The sequence below is a fragment of the Bradyrhizobium sp. ORS 111 genome, assembly GCF_045571485.1.
Classification (GTDB): domain Bacteria; phylum Pseudomonadota; class Alphaproteobacteria; order Rhizobiales; family Xanthobacteraceae; genus Bradyrhizobium.
In genome coordinates this window covers 3,265,393-3,282,922 of sequence record NZ_CP120701.1, presented here as the reverse complement: position 1 = coordinate 3,282,922, position 17,530 = coordinate 3,265,393, and the positions used below count along the sequence as shown (strand labels likewise).

Sequence of the window (17,530 nt, the reverse complement as noted above, 5' to 3'; positions counted from 1 at the left end):
CAAGCGGCAATCAGACGCGGCCGGACTGGTCCACCGATGACGCATCGGCAGGACCGTCTTTGGCGCGCGGGATCGGATCGAACAGCGCGAACAGCACCAGCCCGGCCAGGAAGCCGCCGATATGGGCCTGCCAGGCGACGCTGACGTCGTCGCCCCCGACCGCGATCGAGCCGACCCCGAACACGATGTTGACGCCGAACCAGACCGCCAGGAAGCCCAGCACGCGGCCATCGCGCAGCGCCCGCGACAGCGACAGCGCCGGCACCTTGGCGGCCGCCTCGGCATCGCCCCGGCTGAACGAGAGGAAGCTTCCCTTCACGAAGGCAAAGCGGATCGCCGCCGCCATCGTCCCCGACACCGACGCCGACGCACCGATCATCGGCGCGATCGCATGTTCGTGGGTCAAAAGATGTGCCAGCGCGCCGGCGGCCGCCGTCACCGCCATGAACACGAAGAATCTTAGCGCGCCGAAACGCCGCGCCAGCGCGCTGCCGAACGGCAGCAGCCACAGCACGTTGAAGCCGATATGGGTCAGATTGGCGTGCAGCAGCGAATAGGTGACGAAGGTCCAGACCTTGGCGCCCGCGCCGCCCGGAAAGGTGATGTCCAGCAGCGTCGAATCGTAGCGCTTGGGGATAAAGCCGAAGACGTCGATCGTCCAGTTCTCCATCTCCGGCGGCAGCAATACCCGCAAATGGATCACCGCGAGCAGCAGGATGTAGGCGGTGAGCGCCGGCGGCAACGTCAGGATCGGCTCGCGCGGCGCCTCCGGTGGCGGCGGTTGCTCGAGCGGAGCTTCGGGATGGGAGTCCAAGGGATCGACGACCTCGAATGCGCGTTGAATCCCAGATAGGCGGCTTTCGGACCGCTGTGCAAGTGCACAATCCCGAAATCGGTCAACCTGCGGTCCCCGGATGCGACGCGGCGCCGATGCAAGGCCGCGCCAAACGCAAAAGGGAGGGCGCTGAGAACACCCTCCCTTGCTTCCGCTGATCTTATCGCGACCGAAAGGGATCGAGAATACGTCCCGACCCTCCCCGCACGACGACCAAACTGTTTGACGCCACCTGTATGCGTAACGCCGGCGGCCCTTGGAGCGAACCGGCGCGAACGGGAATGCGGAAACCCTATGCCGGGTTCCGGCCATCGCCAAGCCTATAGTTAAATTTACGTTAACGACGCAAAGCTGCCGATAAGCCGCCAAAAACGCGGCCGCGGCATGGACGCTGCACAGCCTTCCCTGCACAACAGAGAAGGGAACGCACCTGCACGAAACCGGGACAGATGTGTCCCGCCGAGGCAGGCGCCGGGCAAGGTTCTTGAGATGAAGCACAGCTCCAGCCGCGAATTCTTCGCTTACTGGAATGCGAAACGCGGAGATGCACGCGCACCCGACCGGAGCGAGTTCGAGCCGTCCGCGGTGCGCGAGCTGCTATCCGACATCTTCGTGCTGTCCTACGACAGCGGGGCCGGCTATCCCTTCCGCGTCGCGGGCACCCGGATCTCGGCCCTGCTCGGATGCGACCTCAAGGACCGGAGCTTTGCCGCCCTGTTCGCGAGCGAAAGCCGCGGCGAGATCGAAGACATCATCACCTGCGTTGCCGAGGAGACGCTGCCGGCCATCGCCGGCGTGACCGCAACTACCGAAACCGGTGGGCGAGCGCATCTCGAATTGCTGCTGCTCCCCTTCTCCGCCCGCGTGCATGTGCCGGCGAGCCTCACCGGCCTGCTCGCACCGTTCGAGGACAACACCACCACGCTGCACGATCTGGTGCTGACCTCCTGGCGCTATCTGCATCCTCCGGAACGCCTGGTGCCGCGCGCGCTGCGAAAGCTCGCGATCGCCCGTGGCATGATGGTCTATGAGGGCCTGCGATAGTTGCATCGGTTTCGCCACCGGTCGCCCTCGTCCCATGGTCCGCGGCCCTTGCGGTGAACGAGACTCCCCCTTCGTCGTCCCGGCGAAAGCCAGGCCCCATAACCACCACAGTGGCTTTGAACGGGATCGTGATCCCAGCGTCGCGCAACCACGAGCATTTGGGGTAACGGGTCCTGGCTTTCGCCAGGACGACCGTGAGTGTGTGACACGATTTGTGAGTCATACGTTCGCGTCTCGCGACATGATCTGTCCGAGCTTTGCTCTTCGTTTTGCGGCAAATCACAGCTAGGGGCGATTTGCGCTCTCTCGCTCCGGTCGGGACCCCCGGGGAGATCCGTCCTTGCGCGGCGACCCATGGAACTTTATTAGCTGTTCCGCCGCGACGACGGATTGGCGGTTTGAGCTGCGGCCAGGGCTGGGCGCGAGGCGCATGTTTCGGAAGTCGATCAGGCAGAAGATCGTCGGCATCGCCGCGGGGCTGATCATCCTCGCGGTGGTGACATCGCTGTTGTCGATGGTGATGGCGGGCCGGGTCGGCCATCTGCTCGGCGAGCTCACCAATCGCTACATTCCCGCCTACGCCCATCTCGCCCGCGTCAACGTCCGCTCGCTCGAACGCTCGCTCGCGATGCGGCGGATGATGATGGCGAAGATGCAGGGATCGGCGGAGGACGAAAGCTACGCTGCCGCGCGCAAGACCTTCGATCAGATCAATCCGGTGATCACCCAGGAAGCCAACGCCGCGCGCAAGTTGATCGAAGCGATCATCGACGATCCCTCGACGCCATCGGACAATGCCGCGCTCGGACGCATCGACGATCGGATCGACAATGCGCTCAACGACCTGCTGGTCCGGCTGAACACCGAAAACCAGGCGCTGCTCGATGAGCTCGACGCGAAGGATTTCGCCGCGGCGCGCAAGACGATGCTCCATGCCGAGGCCCTGCGCGACGAGTTCAACGCCAGGATCGAAGGCATCCGCGCCGATATGCTGGCGCAGGTCGGCGGCAGCGCCAAGACCGTAATGGCCGCGCAGCAGCGCGCCATCATCGTCTCGGCGGTGGTCACCGCGATCGCCGCCGTGCTCGGCTTCGTGTTCGCGATGCTGGTCGGCAGCGGCATCACGCGCCCGGTGATGCGGCTCTTGGAAGGCACCCGCGAGGTCGAGGCTGGCCGTCTCGACGGCACCATCACCATCACGACACAGGACGAGATCGGCCAGCTCTCGGCCGCCTTCAACCGCATGATCGAGACGCTGCGCCACAACCAGCGCATCCGCGAAACCTTCGGCCGCTACATCAATCCGCGGATCGCCGAAGGCCTGCTCGAACAACCGGCGATCGCCGCCACCGAGGGGCAACGTCGCATCATGACGGTGATGTTCTGCGACATGAAGGGCTTTACCACCTTGAGCGAGGGCGTGACGCCGCGAGGGCTGGTCAAGATCATGAACCTCTATCTCTCGACCATGTCGGCACCGGTCCACGCCCATCGCGGCATCATCGACAAGTATATCGGCGATGCCATCATGGCCTATTGGGGCGCGCCCTTCGTCGAGGAGACCGAGCAGACCGAGCTCGCAGCATTGGCTGCGCTCGACATGATCGGGCACGTCGCGCAGCTCCGCAAGGAATTGCCCGAGCTGCTCGGAGTCCGCGCCATCCCGGCCGACTGTGACATCCGCATCGGGATCGCCACCGGCGAAGCGCTGGTCGGCAGCATCGGCTCGGAATTCATGATGAGCTACACCGTGCTCGGCGACACCGTGAACCTCGCCTCGCGGCTGGAAGGCGTCAACAAAGTCTACGGCAGCCGCACCCTGATCTCGGAAGCGACGGCGGCCGCTTGCGCGTCGGCAATCGAGCTGCGCGAGATCGATCGTCTGGTCGTGGTCGGCCAGACCCAGCCGCAGACCGTGTTCGAGATCATGGCCAGGAAGGATGAGCTGACCCCGGCGCAGGCGTTGTTGCGGCAGCATTATGCGGAAGGTCTCGCGGCCTATCGCGAGCGGCGCTGGGACGATGCCGAGCAGGCATTTGCAGCCGCACTGGCGGCAGCGCCCGGCGACGGCCCGTCGACCGCATTGAAAGCGCGCGTGGCCGGCCTCCGGCAAAACCCGCTCGCCGCGGACTGGGACGGCGCCTGGCACCTCGAGCACAAGTAGCGCGCACTCAAAAGTCCGCTCCTGAAAGCGAAGCGGCCGTTGGCCAGGTCGATGGTCATAGATGGCCTTTGACCCGTAGCTGAGGTTTCGCCCGTGTCAGACACTCACTCAATGCGTTGACGCGATCATAAGTTCATGCTAATCATTAGCCATGGCTTATGATCGTGTAAGACTCCACTGTGGGGATCCGGCAAGGTCCTGTCACGATGGCGGGTGGAGGCTGGCTGGCCATGGCCAAAGATAGCGTGCAGTTGGCCGCTCTAGGGGATCCGACTCGGAGACGAATATTCGAACTCGTGGGGGCGCGACCTCGCACCGTCGCTGAAATCACCAGGGAGCTAACGGTCTCCCAGTCAGCCGTCTCCCAGCATCTCAAGGTGCTACGCGAATCGCGTTTGGTTCGCGCCGAGCCGAAGGGTGCCAGCAATGTTTATCACATCGATCCGGCGGGGCTCGGCCAGATGCGCGCTTGGCTCGACCGGTTCTGGAGCAGCACACTCGCGGCTTACAAGATGGCCGTCGAAAGATCAGGGGAGGACTAGCAGTGAGCAGACGTGTATCGGCCGCGCCCATCAAACAATCGATCGTGGTCGAGGCGCCTATCGAGCGCGCGTTCAAGGTCTTCACGGAAGACTTCGGCAGCTTCAAGCCACGCGAACACAATCTGCTCTCCGTTCCCATCGCAGAAACGGTGTTCGAGCCTCGGGTCGGCGGTCACGTATATGATCGTGGCGTCGACGGCAGCGAATGCCGCTGGGCGCGTGTGTTGGCTTTTGAGCCACCGAATCGCGTGCTCCTAAGCTGGGACATCAGCCCACGATGGCAAATTGAGACCGATCCCGACAAGACAAGTGAATGGGAGGTACGGTTCATCGCCGAAACGCCAAGCCGGACTAGGTTAGAGCTCGAGCACCGTCACCTCGAACGTCATGGCCAAGGCTGGGAAGGCGTGCGCGACGGCGTCGAGGGCGATCAGGGTTGGCCGCTCTATCTGAAGCGGTTCGCCGAGCGGATCGCCCGCGAGGAATGACGCTCGCGTATCCAACGCGACGTTATCGCAATTGCGGAGGCCCGTGTGGCAGCTTACTCGCCTAGTGTTGTCGGAGTGCTTGTCCTCTGCCTCCTGTCGATATTGCTGGCGATTCATTCAGGATCGTCCAAAGGCAGGTCGGGCGTACTCTCCGGACCTATCCTGCCGGCGGATGACAACAACTTGCTGTACCGGATTGATCGCGTCCACATGAATGGGGTGGAGGCACTGCCGCCCTTTATCGTCCCAGCAGTCCTCGCCATGATGGTCGGGATCAGCCCTGTTACGCTTGCCACGCTCGTATGGGTCTATGTTGCTATTCGTCTGATCCACGTTGCGGTCTATTTGCGTGGCGGCAAAGCCGCCAAAGGCGGCAGCATCAGAACCCTTCTCTATGTTTCGGGAGCGCTCGTGACAATCATTCTCATTGCCACGACCGCCCTCGCAGCTATTCACTTACCTGTCTAACACTGAGGAGCCTGAACAAGCGATAATGTCGTCCTCTGGCCCATGGCTGATTCCCGTTTGGCCATCAGCATATCGGCTGGCCGGCGAGCAGTTCGACCACCATCGGCGGCTTTTGCAAGGAGACAGTTTCCGTTCCGGTGGCTAGGCCAAGATACCTCCATCGACCGTTAAGGCATGGCCGACCACAAAGCTTGCCGCTGGGCCGCATAACCATAGAACAGCGGCAGCAATTTCTTCGGGTTCGCCGAGGCGTCCGATCGGTTCGGCTGCTATGAACGTCCTGACGATCTCTGGATCATTGTCCTTTGTGACCCGCTTCGCCATCGGCGTATTGCCGATAATGCCTGGGCATACGGCGTTGATACGAATGCCCTTCCCGGCATAATCGAGTGCCAAGGCTCGGGTCAGACCTATCACTCCGAATTTGCTGGCGGAGTAAGCGGCGCGCCCTTTGGAGCCCCGCATCCCGCCGATCGACGAGCAGTTGACGATTGTGCCGCTTCTTTGCGCGGTCATGTGGCGAAGCTCCGCCTTCATGCAATTCCACACACCCCGCAGATTGACATCGATGATGTTGTCAAACTCGGCGTCTTCTGTTTCAACCAGTGGCGCACCATCGCAGTTTATGCCCGCATTGTTGAAAGCTGCATCGAGCTTGCCGTAAGTCTCGATCGCCTGCTCGATCATTGCGTTCACTTGGCCCCGATCCGTGACATCGCAGCCGATGGCAAGGATCTCATGACCCGCGGATCGCAGTTCAGCAGCGGCAGCTTCAAGCAACGCTGTGTTGCTGTCCGCAACGACCACGGACGCGCCTGCAACACCAAACGCCCTAGCCGTCGCCAGACCAATGCCGCCGGCGGCGCCGGTCACAAGCGCAACCTTTCCTTCGAAGGCGTCTACCATGCTGCACCCATTGGTGGAATCCTCAGTGTGCGGTGAAGCCGCCATCGACCGGCAGGGCTACGCCGATGACAAAGCTGGCGGCGGGACTGCATAGCCATAACACGGCGGCCGCGACCTCCTCGGCCCGGCCGAGGCGGCCGATTGGCTGCTGCTTCATGATTTCGGCCATCGCATCGGCCTGGCCCTTGAGCATGTCGGCAACCATCGGCGTGTCGATTGTGCCGGGGCAGACCGCGTTGATGCGGATGCCGCGCGGGGCGTATTCGACACCCGCACTCCTGGTCATTCCGAGCACGGCATGTTTGGTGCCGTGATAGGCTGCGCGTTGCGGGAGGCCGACGAGACCGCCCAACGAGGAGCAATTGACGATCGCGCCGCTTCCTTGATCGCGCATCACGCGCAGCTCATGCTTCATGCAGGCCCAGACACCTCGCTGGTTTACCGCCGTGACGCGCTCGAAATGCTCGATCGGCTCCTCCGCGGCGTCCGATGGCGGCACTTGGATGCCGGCGTTGTTGAACGCCATGTCGAGCCGTCCGTACTCTGCGACCGCGCGGTCGACCATCGCCGCCACCCGCGTCTCGTCGGCGACGTCGCAGGCCAAGCCAATTGCGCTGCCGCCGTCCCGGACGATCCGCTCGGCCTCCTTCGCGGCGAGATCGCCGTCCAGGTCGGCCAGAACCACGGAGGCGCCGCTTTCGGCGAACATCCGCGCCGTTGCCAGTCCCATGCCCTTGGCGGCACCGGTGACCAGGGCCACCTGTCCTTTGAAGTCATAGATCGGGTTCATCCAATTCCTCACTTCATGTTGCAATCATTCGATCCGTTCGGTGGTCCACTCGCGGGTCCGGGGATTGGTTTCGGCCGCTTCGAAATCAAGGCGCCTGCTCGCCTGTTCCGATCTCAAGTTTCTCGCGCTACGCCGCGAGCAAGGCATGCAGGATCATGAGCCGCAGAGGTTGTTCTCGACGGCCGGATTTCGGCATGGACGAAAGGCGTTCCTTGCCACTGCTCGTCCGGCCGACCACGCTGAACCTAAATCTTTCGAACGCTGAAGATTAGGTGATAGAAATTGATTGGAATCATTAGTGGACGTTATGAATGAGCCGCGAGGCTGCAGGCGACCTCCTCGCAATTTTGCCAATTGAAGGCGAGCGCGCACACCGCAGCATCCGACTAGCCATAACTGCCTGAAGCTGTCGGAGGCTGGAACTTTCAACGCTCATCGTGATGATCGGCTGAGCACGATTGGCCATAGGGCTATCGACGCCCGACAATCACGGCTGTCGCTTATGGAACCGAACGCGCCAGCGCGCATTGGCTTCGCATCAGTGTAGCGAACGTCAGATCGATGCGGGGCATCGCAGTCCGACAGGCTGTGGAGATGCCACCAGACGTCACCCAGAAACTGATCTCATGCCGTGCCTGTGCAGCACCTCGGCAAGCCCGGCTGCGACGTTGACGGCCTGTCCGCTCCGCCGTGACCACGACCACTGATGACGAATGCAGGCAAAGGAGGACGCGAGCTTGGCTGACACGGGCGAACATGCGGGGCCGAGCCAGAGGCAGATCTACAAGGTTGCGCTTGCCAGCATCGTCGGCTCCATCATCGAGCAGTATGACTTCCTCGTGACTGGCGTGATTGCGGCGACGGTCTGGGGTGACGTCTTTTTCAAGCTCCCGACGCTCGCGGCCGCTGCGGCCGCCATCAGTGTTTACGGCATCGGGATCATCATACGTCCGATCGGCGCCTATCTGTTCGGCCACCTCGCCGATCGCTACGGTCGCAAGGACGCGCTGGTTTATGCGCTGTGGCTGATGGGCGCCAGCACGCTGCTGATCGGGCTCACGCCGAGCTACGACACGATCGGCACCACCGCGCCCCTGCTCCTGATCCTGTTTCGGCTGGCGCAGGGCATCAGCTTCGGCGCCGAATTCGGCACCGCTTCGACCTGGGTCGCCGAACAGGCGGCGCGCTCGCGCTTTCGGGCCTTCTGGAGCGCCTGGGTTGGCTTCGCGATCCCGATCGGCCTGCTGCTGGGTTTCGGCTCGGTGATTATCGTGAAATCCTTGATGACGCAGGAGGCCTTCTCGGCATGGGGCTGGCGCATCCTCTTTGTGTTCGGCTTCCTGGTCGCGGTGGTCGGCATCTTCATTCGAACCCGCACCGAAGACAGTTTCGTGTTCGAGCGTCACAGGACGACAACCGACGTGCTGCAATATCCGGCGACCCAGGTCTGGCGCGACATGCCGCTCGTCATCCTGCGCACGTCGCTGGTCAACGCCATGTTCGGCGGCGCCTTCTTCCTGTATTTCGTGTTTGGCACGAGCTACATGAAAGCTGTCGGGTTTAGCGGATCGGAGCCGGAGCAGATCGGGCTCATCGCCGCAGCATTCATGCTGCTCTTCATGATCATCGGCTCCTGGCTGGCCGATCTGATCGGCCGCAGGGCGGTGCTGCTGATTGCCGCGGTCGTCTTTCTGGTCTTTGCGATTCCCTTTTTCACTCTCGTCAATACCGGCAGCTTCCTGCTCGCGGCGGTCGGCGAAATCATCGGCTTCGGGTTCGTCTTTGGATTTGGCTATGGCGCGATCCCCGCTTTCTATACCGAGAATTTTCCGACCAGCTACCGCGCCTCCGGCGCCAGCGCCGGCTATCAGATCGCGCAGGTCTATGGCGGTGGGCTGATCCCTATCCTCGCCGGTCTCATTCTCAAGACCTTTGGGATCCATCAGGCCTATATCTACATCGGGCTCCTGGTGATGGCTTATGCGGTGCTGGCCATCTATGCCATCATCGCGACGCCTGAGACGCGCAACGTTGATCTCGAAGGCAAAGTGGCATGAAGCTGAGTCTCGACGGCGCGCACGCGGCCTATTTCTAAATTCAGTGATGAAGCCGACCCACTGGCTGGCAAGGTCAGCTTGGTACTGCTAATTTCCCTCTGACATCGAAGGACGAGCAATGACCGAGCAAGCCACCACTGCGGCCGCATCGACGCCTGCAATCGCCAACACTCCCAACACGATCAAGGTCATCATTTCGGGTGGCTTCGCTGCGGTCTACCGGGACGTGCTGCCCGAATTCGAGCGAAGTACGGCCATCAAGGTGGAAACCGGATCGGGAGCGTCGGAGGGCACCGGTCCGAAAACCATCAGGCACCAGCTTGCGAACGGCACCAAAGCGGACGTCGTCATCCTTTCGCGAGAGGGACTTCGAACGCTCATCGAAGACGGACGGATTCGTGCGGGATCCGATGCCGGGCTCGCGACGGCTCCCTTGGCCGCCGCGGTTCGGTCGGGCGCTCCCAAGCCGGACATCAGCACCGATGCCGCTCTCAAGAAAGCCTTGATTGACGCCGGCCAGGTGGTGGTGCCAAGCAGCACAAGCGGACAGTACGTCCGCGACAAGATTTTCCCAAAACTGAATCTGCCTGATACGGTCAAGCTCACGCTCGAGGCTCGCGGGACCGAAGCGGTTGAAGCGCTTAGAGCGGGCAAGGCAAATCTTTCGATCGGGCCGACCAGCGAGTTGGTGCAGGAGACCGGCATCGAAATGGTCGGTTTGCTGCCCCCGAATCTGCAGCTTGTCCAAACCTTCACAGCCGCGATCGTCAGCGACTCCAAGGCGCCCGAAGCAGCCAGGCGCCTGATCGACTTTCTGTCCTTGGACAGCGATCATCTGCTCGCGGCGATCAAGCGTGCGGGCATGGAGCGGCCCCGCCGCTGAACGAGCGCCGGCTTCCATGTCGCTCCTTCAGGGTCAGCGGACCTCACGCCGATGCGTGTAAGGCTTTAGAGCTGTGCCTCGATCGCGGCCTTGTCGATCACCGACCAGACTTGCACGATCTTCCCGTCCCGGAATTCGTAGAACACGTTTTCGGCAAAGGCCACGCGCTTGCCGTTGACGTCGAGGCCGAGGAATTTGCCCTTCGGCGAGCAATCGAATGCGAGCCGGCTCGCAACCCGCGTCGCATCGGCGACGAGCAACTCGATGTTGAAACGAAGATTCGGGATGTCGCGAAAGTCCCGCTCCAGCATCGCGCGGTAGCCCGACAGGCCGATCCGCCGGCCATTGCGGCACACGTCATCGTCCACGAACTGTCCCAACAGCGACCACTCCTGTCGGTTGAGACAGGCAATGTAGTCTCGATAGATGTCGGAGAGGTCAACCCTGCTCATGGCCTCGCTGCCGTTCTCCTCCGCGCGTGCCAGCCCCCTGTGAGCGCGGCAACGCGCCGTCCATAACACGCAAGACGATGCTGCACTAGCGAATGGACCTGGTGCCGGTTCTTGCCAACGACATGACGTCGATTTGGAACCAAAGTTTGGCGCCAGCGTGATATATTGAACTGCCGTTGCGCGCTGCCGTGGATCGCTTTCCGGCTCGCGGATGCTGCACGATGGTTGATCGGCTCGCATTTTCGTACCGCGCGGCAATCGCGCCGCCGAGCGCAACGTCAGCAGGAGCCGGGCTTCCTCCGAGGAGGAAACATGAATCAACAGATCCGACGCACGGAATGGAGTTGGAGCTGGTGGTACCTGCTCCTTCTCATTCAATTTATCGCAGTGCTCTGGCCGCCATTCTACAACAGGGCCGAGCCATCCTGGATCGGCATGCCGTTCTTCTACTGGTACCAGCTTCTTTGGATCATCATCGGAGCCGTCCTGACCGCAATTGTCTACTTTGCAACCGATGACTAGCGCCAAAGCGACGCCGGGGCCTATCGCCAAAACGGGGAGACAACGACGAGGTAACGTGGAGATTTGACCGGGAGGGCTAACCGGGAGGGTGCCGTGCAGAGCGTGAACTGGACCGCCTTCATCATTTTCCTGGCACTGTTTGCCTTCATCACCTGGCTGGGCTTCGCCGCGGCCCGCTGGCGCCAAGGGGACCTCGACCTCCTGCATGAATGGGGACTCGGCGGACGTCGCTTCGGCACCGTCGTTGCCTGGTTCCTGATCGGTGGCGACCTCTACACTGCCTACACGTTCATTGCCGTTCCGGCGCTCGCCTTCGGGGCCGGCGCCATCGCGTTTTTCGCGGTCCCCTACACGATCGTCGCCTACCCTATTCTCCTGCTGGCATTTCCGCGGCTCTGGTACGTCTGTCACCGGCACAATTACATCACCGCCGCCGACTTCGTCCGCGGACGCTTCGGCAACCGCTGGCTCGCGTTGGCCGTCGCGGTCACCGGCATCGTCGCGACGATGCCCTACATCGCGCTGCAACTGGTCGGACTGCAGGTCGTGATCGGAGGCCTGGGCATTTCGGGGACGGGTTACGCCGGCGACCTGCCGCTGGTCATCGCCTTCATCATCCTCGCGGCCTTCACCTATTCGAGCGGGCTGCGGGCCCCCGCCTCGATCGCCGTCGTCAAGGACGTCCTCATCTATCTGACGGCGTTCGCCGCCGTCGTCGTCGTTCCGATACAGTTGGGCGGCTTTGAGAAGATCTTTGCAGCGGTACCGGCCTCGAAGCTGCTGCTCGCTGTGCCCGGCGACAATACCACCGGCGCATATGGGGCTTATGCGACACTGGCGCTGGGATCGGCGCTTGCGCTCTTCCTGTATCCGCACTCCATCACCGGGATCCTCGCCGCAAGCAGCGGCCGCGCCATCCGCCGCAACGCCGCACTGCTGCCGGGCTATTCCTTCATGCTCGGTCTGCTCGCGCTCGTCGGCTTCTTCGCCATCGCGGCAGGTGTCAGCGAGCGTCCCGAATATGCGGCCGGCTTCAAGGAATTCGGCAACAACTTCGCCGTGCCGGCACTGTTCCTCCACAGCTTCCCGTCATGGTTTGTGGGCATCGCGTTCGCAGCCGTCGGGATCGGGGCACTCGTCCCGGCGGCGATCATGTCGATTGCCGCGGCCAATCTCTACACACGCAACATTCATCGCGAGTTCATCAATCGACAGCCGACCGACCGGCAGGAAGCGCAGATGGCGAAGTGGGTCTCGCTGATCGTCAAGTTCGGCGCACTGGCCTTCATCCTCTTCTTGCCGTCCAAGTTTGCGATTTACCTGCAACTGCTCGGCGGCATCTGGATCATCCAGACGCTGCCGTCGGTGATGCTCGGCGTCTATACCCGCTGGTTCAATGATTGGGCACTGCTGATCGGCTGGGCTGCCGGAATCGCAACCGGCACCGCGATGTTCATCGCGGCGAAGCTGATGCCGACCTACGCGCTTGCGATCGGCACCTTCACCTTTCCAGGCTACGCGGCGCTTTACGCCGTGATCGTCAACCTCGGCCTGACGGTAGTCCTCACTCTGGTGTTCACCTCGCTCGGCGCCGGCTCGACCGACGAAACCGCCGCGACCGAATATCACGCACCGTCGCCGACAGCGTGACCCGGCCTGGCGAAACCGCACCGTTGCAGCGCGGGACCTTTGCCGCAGATCGCGTCCGGGACGGCCTCACCTGTTCCGGCGATGATCCAGTTGAGGTCGGCCGATCCAGGCCCTGTTAAGACATCGGGTTGCCCAGCCGAGCTGCGGCCTGCCCTGCAGTCGCGCCTGGGCTTCCTGATAGGGACCGACGTACCGAAGGCGCGTCGGGATTTTCGGATAGAGGCGGCGCGTCCATGCAAGCGCGCGTTCTGCGGCTTTCTTGTCACCTTCATCCAAGACAAATCCGAAGCCGGCGCGCAACCGGTCCGGCAGGAGCTGGGCGCTCAGCGCCCGGTACCATCGCGGCGGCCGCAGCCAAGGGCGTCCCCCGGCGAAGATTTGTCTGGCCACCTCGCGTGCCGCGGCGCTGACCGACAACGTATCCGATTGCATCATGGCCGCAGTGTAGGTGGCGAATGAGTCCCAGTCCGTCGGCAGGTCAGCCGACGTCAGCCCGAACAATGCCGCGAACAGCCGGCTTTCTGCCCAATACCGCTCGCGCTCCTCGACCGAGAGCGGAGGCAAGATCAGGTCGTGCACGATGAGGGCCGTGTCGACGAGAGTCGCGTGAACCCAGCGCAACGCTGCGACCTCGTTGGCACGGTAGGGAGAGCCGCTTGCGTAGGGGCCGATCGCCTCGGGCAAGTAACCGACGATCGCGGTATGGCGGTGGTGCAGATGCCTGGCCGCGACAAGGGCGTTGTCGAGCGAGCCGAACACCATCGTGAACACAACGTCAAAGGTGCGATGGAAGCGGCCGATCGGATCGGCAAAGGTCCGCGAGTGCTCGGCCACCGCGGCAGCGACCCAGGGATGTGCGAGCTGAAGGAGCAAGGCCCGACCGGCGCCCAGAAAGATGACGGCCTCCCTGTCGATCTGCCAGGTGATCGAGGCCGGACCGAAGATGCCCTCGGCCGCCCCGGCGGCACGGTCCCGGACGGACTCAAGCGCCGCCTCCAGGTCGCGTTCAGAAACCAAATGCGCACCTTTCGAGACGAACGCGGCTCGGTTCATTGCACTCATCTGTGCAGGTTATCCCGATTGAGCCAGCCAAAGCGCTCTAAACGTTGCGACATTCTGGATTACCTCCCGCTCGGCTGTCGTTGAGCCGGCTTAGTACGAAGGCGGTACGCCCCCGCCCCCTTTTTCCGGACAGCCGCGTTCCAGCAACGCGAAACCTAACATGAATGTTAGCTTCGAACTTTGCCGATACGAAGACAGCATCCGCTACGGTCACGCAGCACACACGCACCGCGACAGCGCGGTTGTCGCATTCATTGCAACAAGAACAATCTTTTGAGTCGGGCCGGAATGTCTCCCGCGATGGGGAGTTTAGTGCTTCAGGCCATGACGGCCTGTTCGTATCGGGAGGTGCGCATGATCAAGTCACCGATGAAGCTCGCAACACTTGCAGCATGCTTGACAGTGCCGCTCGCCCTCTTCCCGCCGCAGGCCACCATCGCGGCCGGCGGCGGGGGCGGTGGCGGCGGCGGAGGTGGAGGCGATCCCTACGGGTCGCATTACGACACGCCGGCAACGGCGCCGACCTACCCACAGCAGAAAGGCAAGAAGGCGACACATACCAAAAAGCCCACCAAGCAATCCGGCTTCGAGGATCCCGCGTTTCGCGACGGCTACCGCGCCGCCTATGCGACGATCTACGAGCGCAACGACTATGCCGCCGCGATCGATCAACTCCATGCGCTCGGTCACGACGATCATCCGAACGTCGCCAATCTGATCGGCTACTCCTACCGCAAGCTCGGCGACTACAAGCAGTCGCAGGTCTGGTACGAACGCGCGCTGAAGGCCGATCCGAACCATGTGCTGACGTGGAACTACTATGGTCTGTGGCAGATCGAACAGGGCAACCGCGACCAGGCGGAATACCATCTGCGCCGCATCGCCGAGATTTGCGGCACCGATTGCGCGGAGTATCGCTCGCTCGCGGCCGCACTCGAGCAACCGCCCGGCACGAACCTGGTCTACTGAGCTGCACCGTCGACCTTGTGTCAGCCTGTAGCCCGCATGAGCAAGCGGGCTGCATGGAGACGCCGCCGGCACCGGCGTGTCCGTTTTTGCGGGAAATACGCCGTTTCGATCGATGGACTCGCCGGATAGCTTGGGCGATGACCTGAGCGATCCGTTGAGACACTTCATCATGAACTGGCGATATCTTGCATGGGGTGGTGTTGCGGTCGCCGCGCTGGTTGCAATCCTTGGCGGCGGCTGGCTGCTCACCCTTCCTGCGGCATCAACGTACAAGCGCCCTCCTCCGATCGCGCAGGAGGAGCATGATGCATCGATCGCGGCCCTGAAGCCGCCGAAGCGACAACGCCCGCTGATCGCGATCGTCGGCATCAATGAGATGACCGAGACCACCGACTATCTGATGCCTTACGGCATCCTCAAGCGCGCCGATGTCGCCGACGTCGTGACGCTGGCGACGGAACGTGGAGCGGTGACATTGTTCCCGGTGCTGAAGGTCGAACCGGACGCGACGATTGCAGCGTTCGATGCCGCGCACCCCGATGGGGCCGACTACGTCATCGTGCCCGCGATGAGCCGTGACGACGATCCGACCGTGATGCAATGGATCCGACGCCAGGCGGACAACGGCGCCGTCATCATCAGCGTCTGCGCCGGCGCCAAGGTCCTCGCCTCTGCCGGCCTGCTAGACGGCCGGCGAGCGACGACCCACTGGTTCTACCTGAAGAACTTGCGCGACAATCATCCTCAGATCCACTACGTCGCGAACCGCAGGATCGTGATCGACCGCGCCGTTGCGACGACGACCGGGATCTCGGCGTCGCTGCCGATGTCGCTCACCCTGATCGAGGCGATCGCCGGCCGCGCCAAGGCGGAGACGATCGCCCGCGAGATCGGTGTCGACGACTGGGATGCGCGCCACGACAGCAGCGCGTTCAAATTCACGCGCCCGTTCGCGCTGACCGCGATCCGGAACGCGCTGGCCCTCTGGAACAGGGAGCGGCTCGGCCTCAAGCTCACGCCCGGCGTCGACGAGGTTTCGCTGGCGCTGGTCGCAGACAGTTGGTCGCGCACCTATCGCTCGCACGCGGTGACCTTTGCCGCAACCGACGGCGTCCAGATCACGCGCAACGGCTTGCGCATCTATCCGCAACAGGTCGCGACCGACTGGCCCGCGGCGCGCCTGCTCCCTCCGGTAGGAACGACGCCGCCGGCGCAGGCACTCGACCAGGCCTTGGACGAAATTGAGACGCGCTATGGTCGAAGCACGGTCGACTTCGTCGCCATGCAACTGGAATATCCGCGACCTCCGGCGGCGCGCAATGAATAGTCGAAACCGGCCCTCTAGAACCGCCACGTGCCGGGATCGAGGCCGAGGCTCACGCGACCGCCGAGAGCATAGCAGCTCGGGTTCATCGCCACATGCTTGATCGCCGCGTGGACGTCGCGGACCGACCGCTCCAGCGTCCCGGTCTCGAAGATCGCGGCGGTGCCGGCATGGGCCGCAATCATGTCGACGACCCGCGCGGCATTTTCCGCGGCATTGGCGCAAGCCGTCCGCAGGAACACCCGCGCCTCGATAAGACGGCCGCCTCCGGCGTCGATCGCTGCGATCAACTCGGCCATGGCTTCGGCGAGCAAGGCGCGCGCTGAACGCAGCGCGACCTCCGCCCGGCCAACCATGTCTTGAACCGTCTCGCTGTCGCGCATCGTGCCGGAGCTGCCGAGCCGTGCCTTCCGCCCGGCCAGCTCGATAAAGGCCGCAAGCGCACCTCGTGCGATGCCCAGGGGAACGACAGAGATCGTCCAGGCGAACGCGGACAGACCCGGCAGCCGATATGGAATTCCGCGTTCGGTGGGTTGAAGATCGACCAGCGCGTGGGTGTGGCTGAACGGAACAAAGCTGTCGCGCACCTCGAAGTCGCAGCTTCCGGTGCCACGCAGTCCGGATACGAACCAGGTGTCGTGCACCCGGACCTCCGATCGGTCGAAGTAGCAGCACAACGGCGGTCCATTCTGGCCGGCAGCCGTCTTCACGCTGGCGAGCCCCATGAACCGGGTCGCATGATGAGCTCCGCTGCCGAACGGCCAGCGTCCGCTGACACGATACCCTCCTTCGACCTCGGTCGCCGTGCCGACCGCACCGGTCGCGCTGACGACAAAGGCCAGCGGATCGGCGAACCAGCTCCGGGCCACCTCCGCGGATAGATAGCCGCCGATCCGGCTCATGCCGCCGCCATTGCCGACAATCCAGCCAACCGAGCCGTCGAGCGCGGAAGCTGCCTCGACAATCGTCATGAAATCGAACGGGGAGAATTCCGGCCCGCCGAGCGACCTCGGCAGATAGAGCCGAAACAGTCCCGCTTCGGCGAGCGCGTTGAAGACTGCGTCGGGCAGCCTGCGGTCGTGGTCGAAATGCTCGCGCTCCGCGGCGACGAGCGGTGCCAGCCGGTCGATGGCGGCGAGATAGGTCGCGACACTGGCTTCAGCGGGTACGAGCATGGCGCCCTCCGGCTTGGGATGCGTCCACTGTCGAGCATCATGCCGCACCAGGCAAACGCGAAGAATTTCAGCTAAGGATGAACTGAATTCATCCACATTCCCCGTCCGGTGCGGGGCTATCGCACACGTCTTGGGCGGCTGCGCACGTACTCGGCCTCGTGGTTCGAGACGCGCCGCAAGCGGCGCTCCTCACCATGAG

The 17,530-nt window shown here is 63.1% G+C and carries 17 protein-coding genes; 11 read left to right on the top strand and 6 right to left on the bottom strand.

The features are described 5' to 3' along the window. Nucleotides 1-10 precede the first annotated feature (10 nt). Nucleotides 11-814, bottom strand: a complete 804-nt coding sequence (locus tag P6U30_RS15050; protein ID WP_407169749.1) for a rhomboid family intramembrane serine protease — start codon at nt 812-814, stop codon at nt 11-13. 510 nt (nt 815-1,324) lie between these two features. Here P6U30_RS15050 and P6U30_RS15045 point away from each other — a divergent pair. From P6U30_RS15045 to P6U30_RS15025, 5 genes are all read left to right on the top strand, one after another. Next, nucleotides 1,325-1,879 (top strand): PAS domain-containing protein, encoded by a 555-nt coding sequence (locus P6U30_RS15045; protein ID WP_407169748.1) that lies wholly within the window; start codon nt 1,325-1,327, stop codon nt 1,877-1,879. A gap of 430 nt (nt 1,880-2,309) precedes the next feature. Next, a complete protein-coding gene (locus P6U30_RS15040; protein WP_407169747.1) occupies nt 2,310-4,043 on the top strand; it encodes an adenylate/guanylate cyclase domain-containing protein in 1,734 nt (577 codons plus the stop codon). A 230-nt stretch (nt 4,044-4,273) separates the two neighbouring features. Next, the gene (locus P6U30_RS15035) at nt 4,274-4,585 is read left to right on the top strand and encodes an ArsR/SmtB family transcription factor (RefSeq protein WP_407169746.1); all 312 of its coding nucleotides are present in this window, start codon (nt 4,274-4,276) and stop codon (nt 4,583-4,585) included. Nucleotides 4,586-4,587: 2 nt separating this feature from the next. Next, complete coding sequence (locus P6U30_RS15030; protein ID WP_407170458.1) at nt 4,588-5,073, top strand: SRPBCC family protein; 486 nt, start codon at nt 4,588-4,590, stop codon at nt 5,071-5,073. Nucleotides 5,074-5,118: 45 nt separating this feature from the next. Continuing rightward, complete coding sequence (locus P6U30_RS15025) at nt 5,119-5,541, top strand: MAPEG family protein (RefSeq protein ID WP_407169745.1); 423 nt, start codon at nt 5,119-5,121, stop codon at nt 5,539-5,541. Nucleotides 5,542-5,682: 141 nt separating this feature from the next. On the opposite strand, the gene P6U30_RS15020 is transcribed toward P6U30_RS15025, so the two are convergent. Next, nucleotides 5,683-6,447 carry a glucose 1-dehydrogenase gene (locus P6U30_RS15020; protein WP_407169744.1) on the bottom strand — a complete coding sequence of 255 codons (765 nt, stop codon included), beginning with the start codon at nt 6,445-6,447 and terminating at the stop codon, nt 5,683-5,685. 22 nt (nt 6,448-6,469) lie between these two features. Beyond that, nucleotides 6,470-7,237 (bottom strand): SDR family oxidoreductase, encoded by a 768-nt coding sequence (locus tag P6U30_RS15015; protein ID WP_407169743.1) that lies wholly within the window; start codon nt 7,235-7,237, stop codon nt 6,470-6,472. A gap of 737 nt (nt 7,238-7,974) precedes the next feature. Between P6U30_RS15015 and P6U30_RS15010 the strand changes: the two genes are divergently transcribed. After that, nucleotides 7,975-9,294 (top strand): MFS transporter, encoded by a 1,320-nt coding sequence (locus P6U30_RS15010; RefSeq protein ID WP_407169742.1) that lies wholly within the window; start codon nt 7,975-7,977, stop codon nt 9,292-9,294. Between the two features lie 118 nt (nt 9,295-9,412). Continuing rightward, entirely contained in the window at nt 9,413-10,177 is a 765-nt protein-coding gene (locus P6U30_RS15005; RefSeq protein WP_407169741.1) for a substrate-binding domain-containing protein, read from the top strand. A 65-nt stretch (nt 10,178-10,242) separates the two neighbouring features. Here P6U30_RS15005 and P6U30_RS15000 read toward each other — a convergent pair whose 3' ends face one another. Next, nucleotides 10,243-10,629, bottom strand: a complete 387-nt coding sequence (locus P6U30_RS15000; RefSeq protein ID WP_407169740.1) for an ester cyclase — start codon at nt 10,627-10,629, stop codon at nt 10,243-10,245. A 312-nt stretch (nt 10,630-10,941) separates the two neighbouring features. On the opposite strand from P6U30_RS15000, the gene P6U30_RS14995 reads away from it, so the two are divergent. Together P6U30_RS14995 and mctP are read left to right on the top strand one after the other, a co-directional pair. Next, on the top strand, nt 10,942-11,151 hold the full coding sequence (locus P6U30_RS14995; RefSeq protein ID WP_407151811.1) for a DUF3311 domain-containing protein: 210 nt from the start codon (nt 10,942-10,944) through the stop codon (nt 11,149-11,151). A 93-nt stretch (nt 11,152-11,244) separates the two neighbouring features. After that, nucleotides 11,245-12,801: a monocarboxylate uptake permease MctP gene (mctP, locus tag P6U30_RS14990; protein ID WP_407169739.1), complete on the top strand. Its 1,557-nt coding sequence runs from the start codon at nt 11,245-11,247 to the stop codon at nt 12,799-12,801. 66 nt (nt 12,802-12,867) lie between these two features. Here the strand turns inward: mctP and P6U30_RS14985 are convergent, their stop codons facing one another. Next, a complete protein-coding gene (locus tag P6U30_RS14985) occupies nt 12,868-13,818 on the bottom strand; it encodes an oxygenase MpaB family protein (RefSeq protein ID WP_407170457.1) in 951 nt (316 codons plus the stop codon). Nucleotides 13,819-14,217: 399 nt separating this feature from the next. Here P6U30_RS14985 and P6U30_RS14980 point away from each other — a divergent pair, with 399 nt between their 5' ends. Then, on the top strand, nt 14,218-14,832 hold the full coding sequence (locus tag P6U30_RS14980; RefSeq protein ID WP_407169738.1) for a tetratricopeptide repeat protein: 615 nt from the start codon (nt 14,218-14,220) through the stop codon (nt 14,830-14,832). A 169-nt stretch (nt 14,833-15,001) separates the two neighbouring features. Beyond that, nucleotides 15,002-16,159, top strand: a complete 1,158-nt coding sequence (locus P6U30_RS14975; protein ID WP_407169737.1) for a DJ-1/PfpI family protein — start codon at nt 15,002-15,004, stop codon at nt 16,157-16,159. A gap of 14 nt (nt 16,160-16,173) precedes the next feature. Here the strand turns inward: P6U30_RS14975 and P6U30_RS14970 are convergent, their stop codons facing one another. Then, nucleotides 16,174-17,331: an acyl-CoA dehydrogenase family protein gene (locus P6U30_RS14970; protein WP_407169736.1), complete on the bottom strand. Its 1,158-nt coding sequence runs from the start codon at nt 17,329-17,331 to the stop codon at nt 16,174-16,176. Between the last annotated feature and the right edge of the window lie 199 nt (nt 17,332-17,530).

Coding starts and splice junctions, on each gene's coding strand:
- P6U30_RS15045 (WP_407169748.1), top strand. CDS start 1,325: ATGAAGCACAGCTCCAGCCGCGAATTCTTCGCTTACTGGAATGCGAAA.
- P6U30_RS15040 (WP_407169747.1), top strand. CDS start 2,310: ATGTTTCGGAAGTCGATCAGGCAGAAGATCGTCGGCATCGCCGCGGGG.
- P6U30_RS15035 (WP_407169746.1), top strand. CDS start 4,274: ATGGCCAAAGATAGCGTGCAGTTGGCCGCTCTAGGGGATCCGACTCGG.
- P6U30_RS15020 (WP_407169744.1), bottom strand. CDS start 6,447: ATGGTAGACGCCTTCGAAGGAAAGGTTGCGCTTGTGACCGGCGCCGCC.
- P6U30_RS15015 (WP_407169743.1), bottom strand. CDS start 7,237: ATGAACCCGATCTATGACTTCAAAGGACAGGTGGCCCTGGTCACCGGT.
- P6U30_RS15005 (WP_407169741.1), top strand. CDS start 9,413: ATGACCGAGCAAGCCACCACTGCGGCCGCATCGACGCCTGCAATCGCC.
- P6U30_RS15000 (WP_407169740.1), bottom strand. CDS start 10,629: ATGAGCAGGGTTGACCTCTCCGACATCTATCGAGACTACATTGCCTGT.
- P6U30_RS14995 (WP_407151811.1), top strand. CDS start 10,942: ATGAATCAACAGATCCGACGCACGGAATGGAGTTGGAGCTGGTGGTAC.
- P6U30_RS14980 (WP_407169738.1), top strand. CDS start 14,218: ATGATCAAGTCACCGATGAAGCTCGCAACACTTGCAGCATGCTTGACA.
- P6U30_RS14975 (WP_407169737.1), top strand. CDS start 15,002: ATGAACTGGCGATATCTTGCATGGGGTGGTGTTGCGGTCGCCGCGCTG.
- P6U30_RS14970 (WP_407169736.1), bottom strand. CDS start 17,331: ATGCTCGTACCCGCTGAAGCCAGTGTCGCGACCTATCTCGCCGCCATC.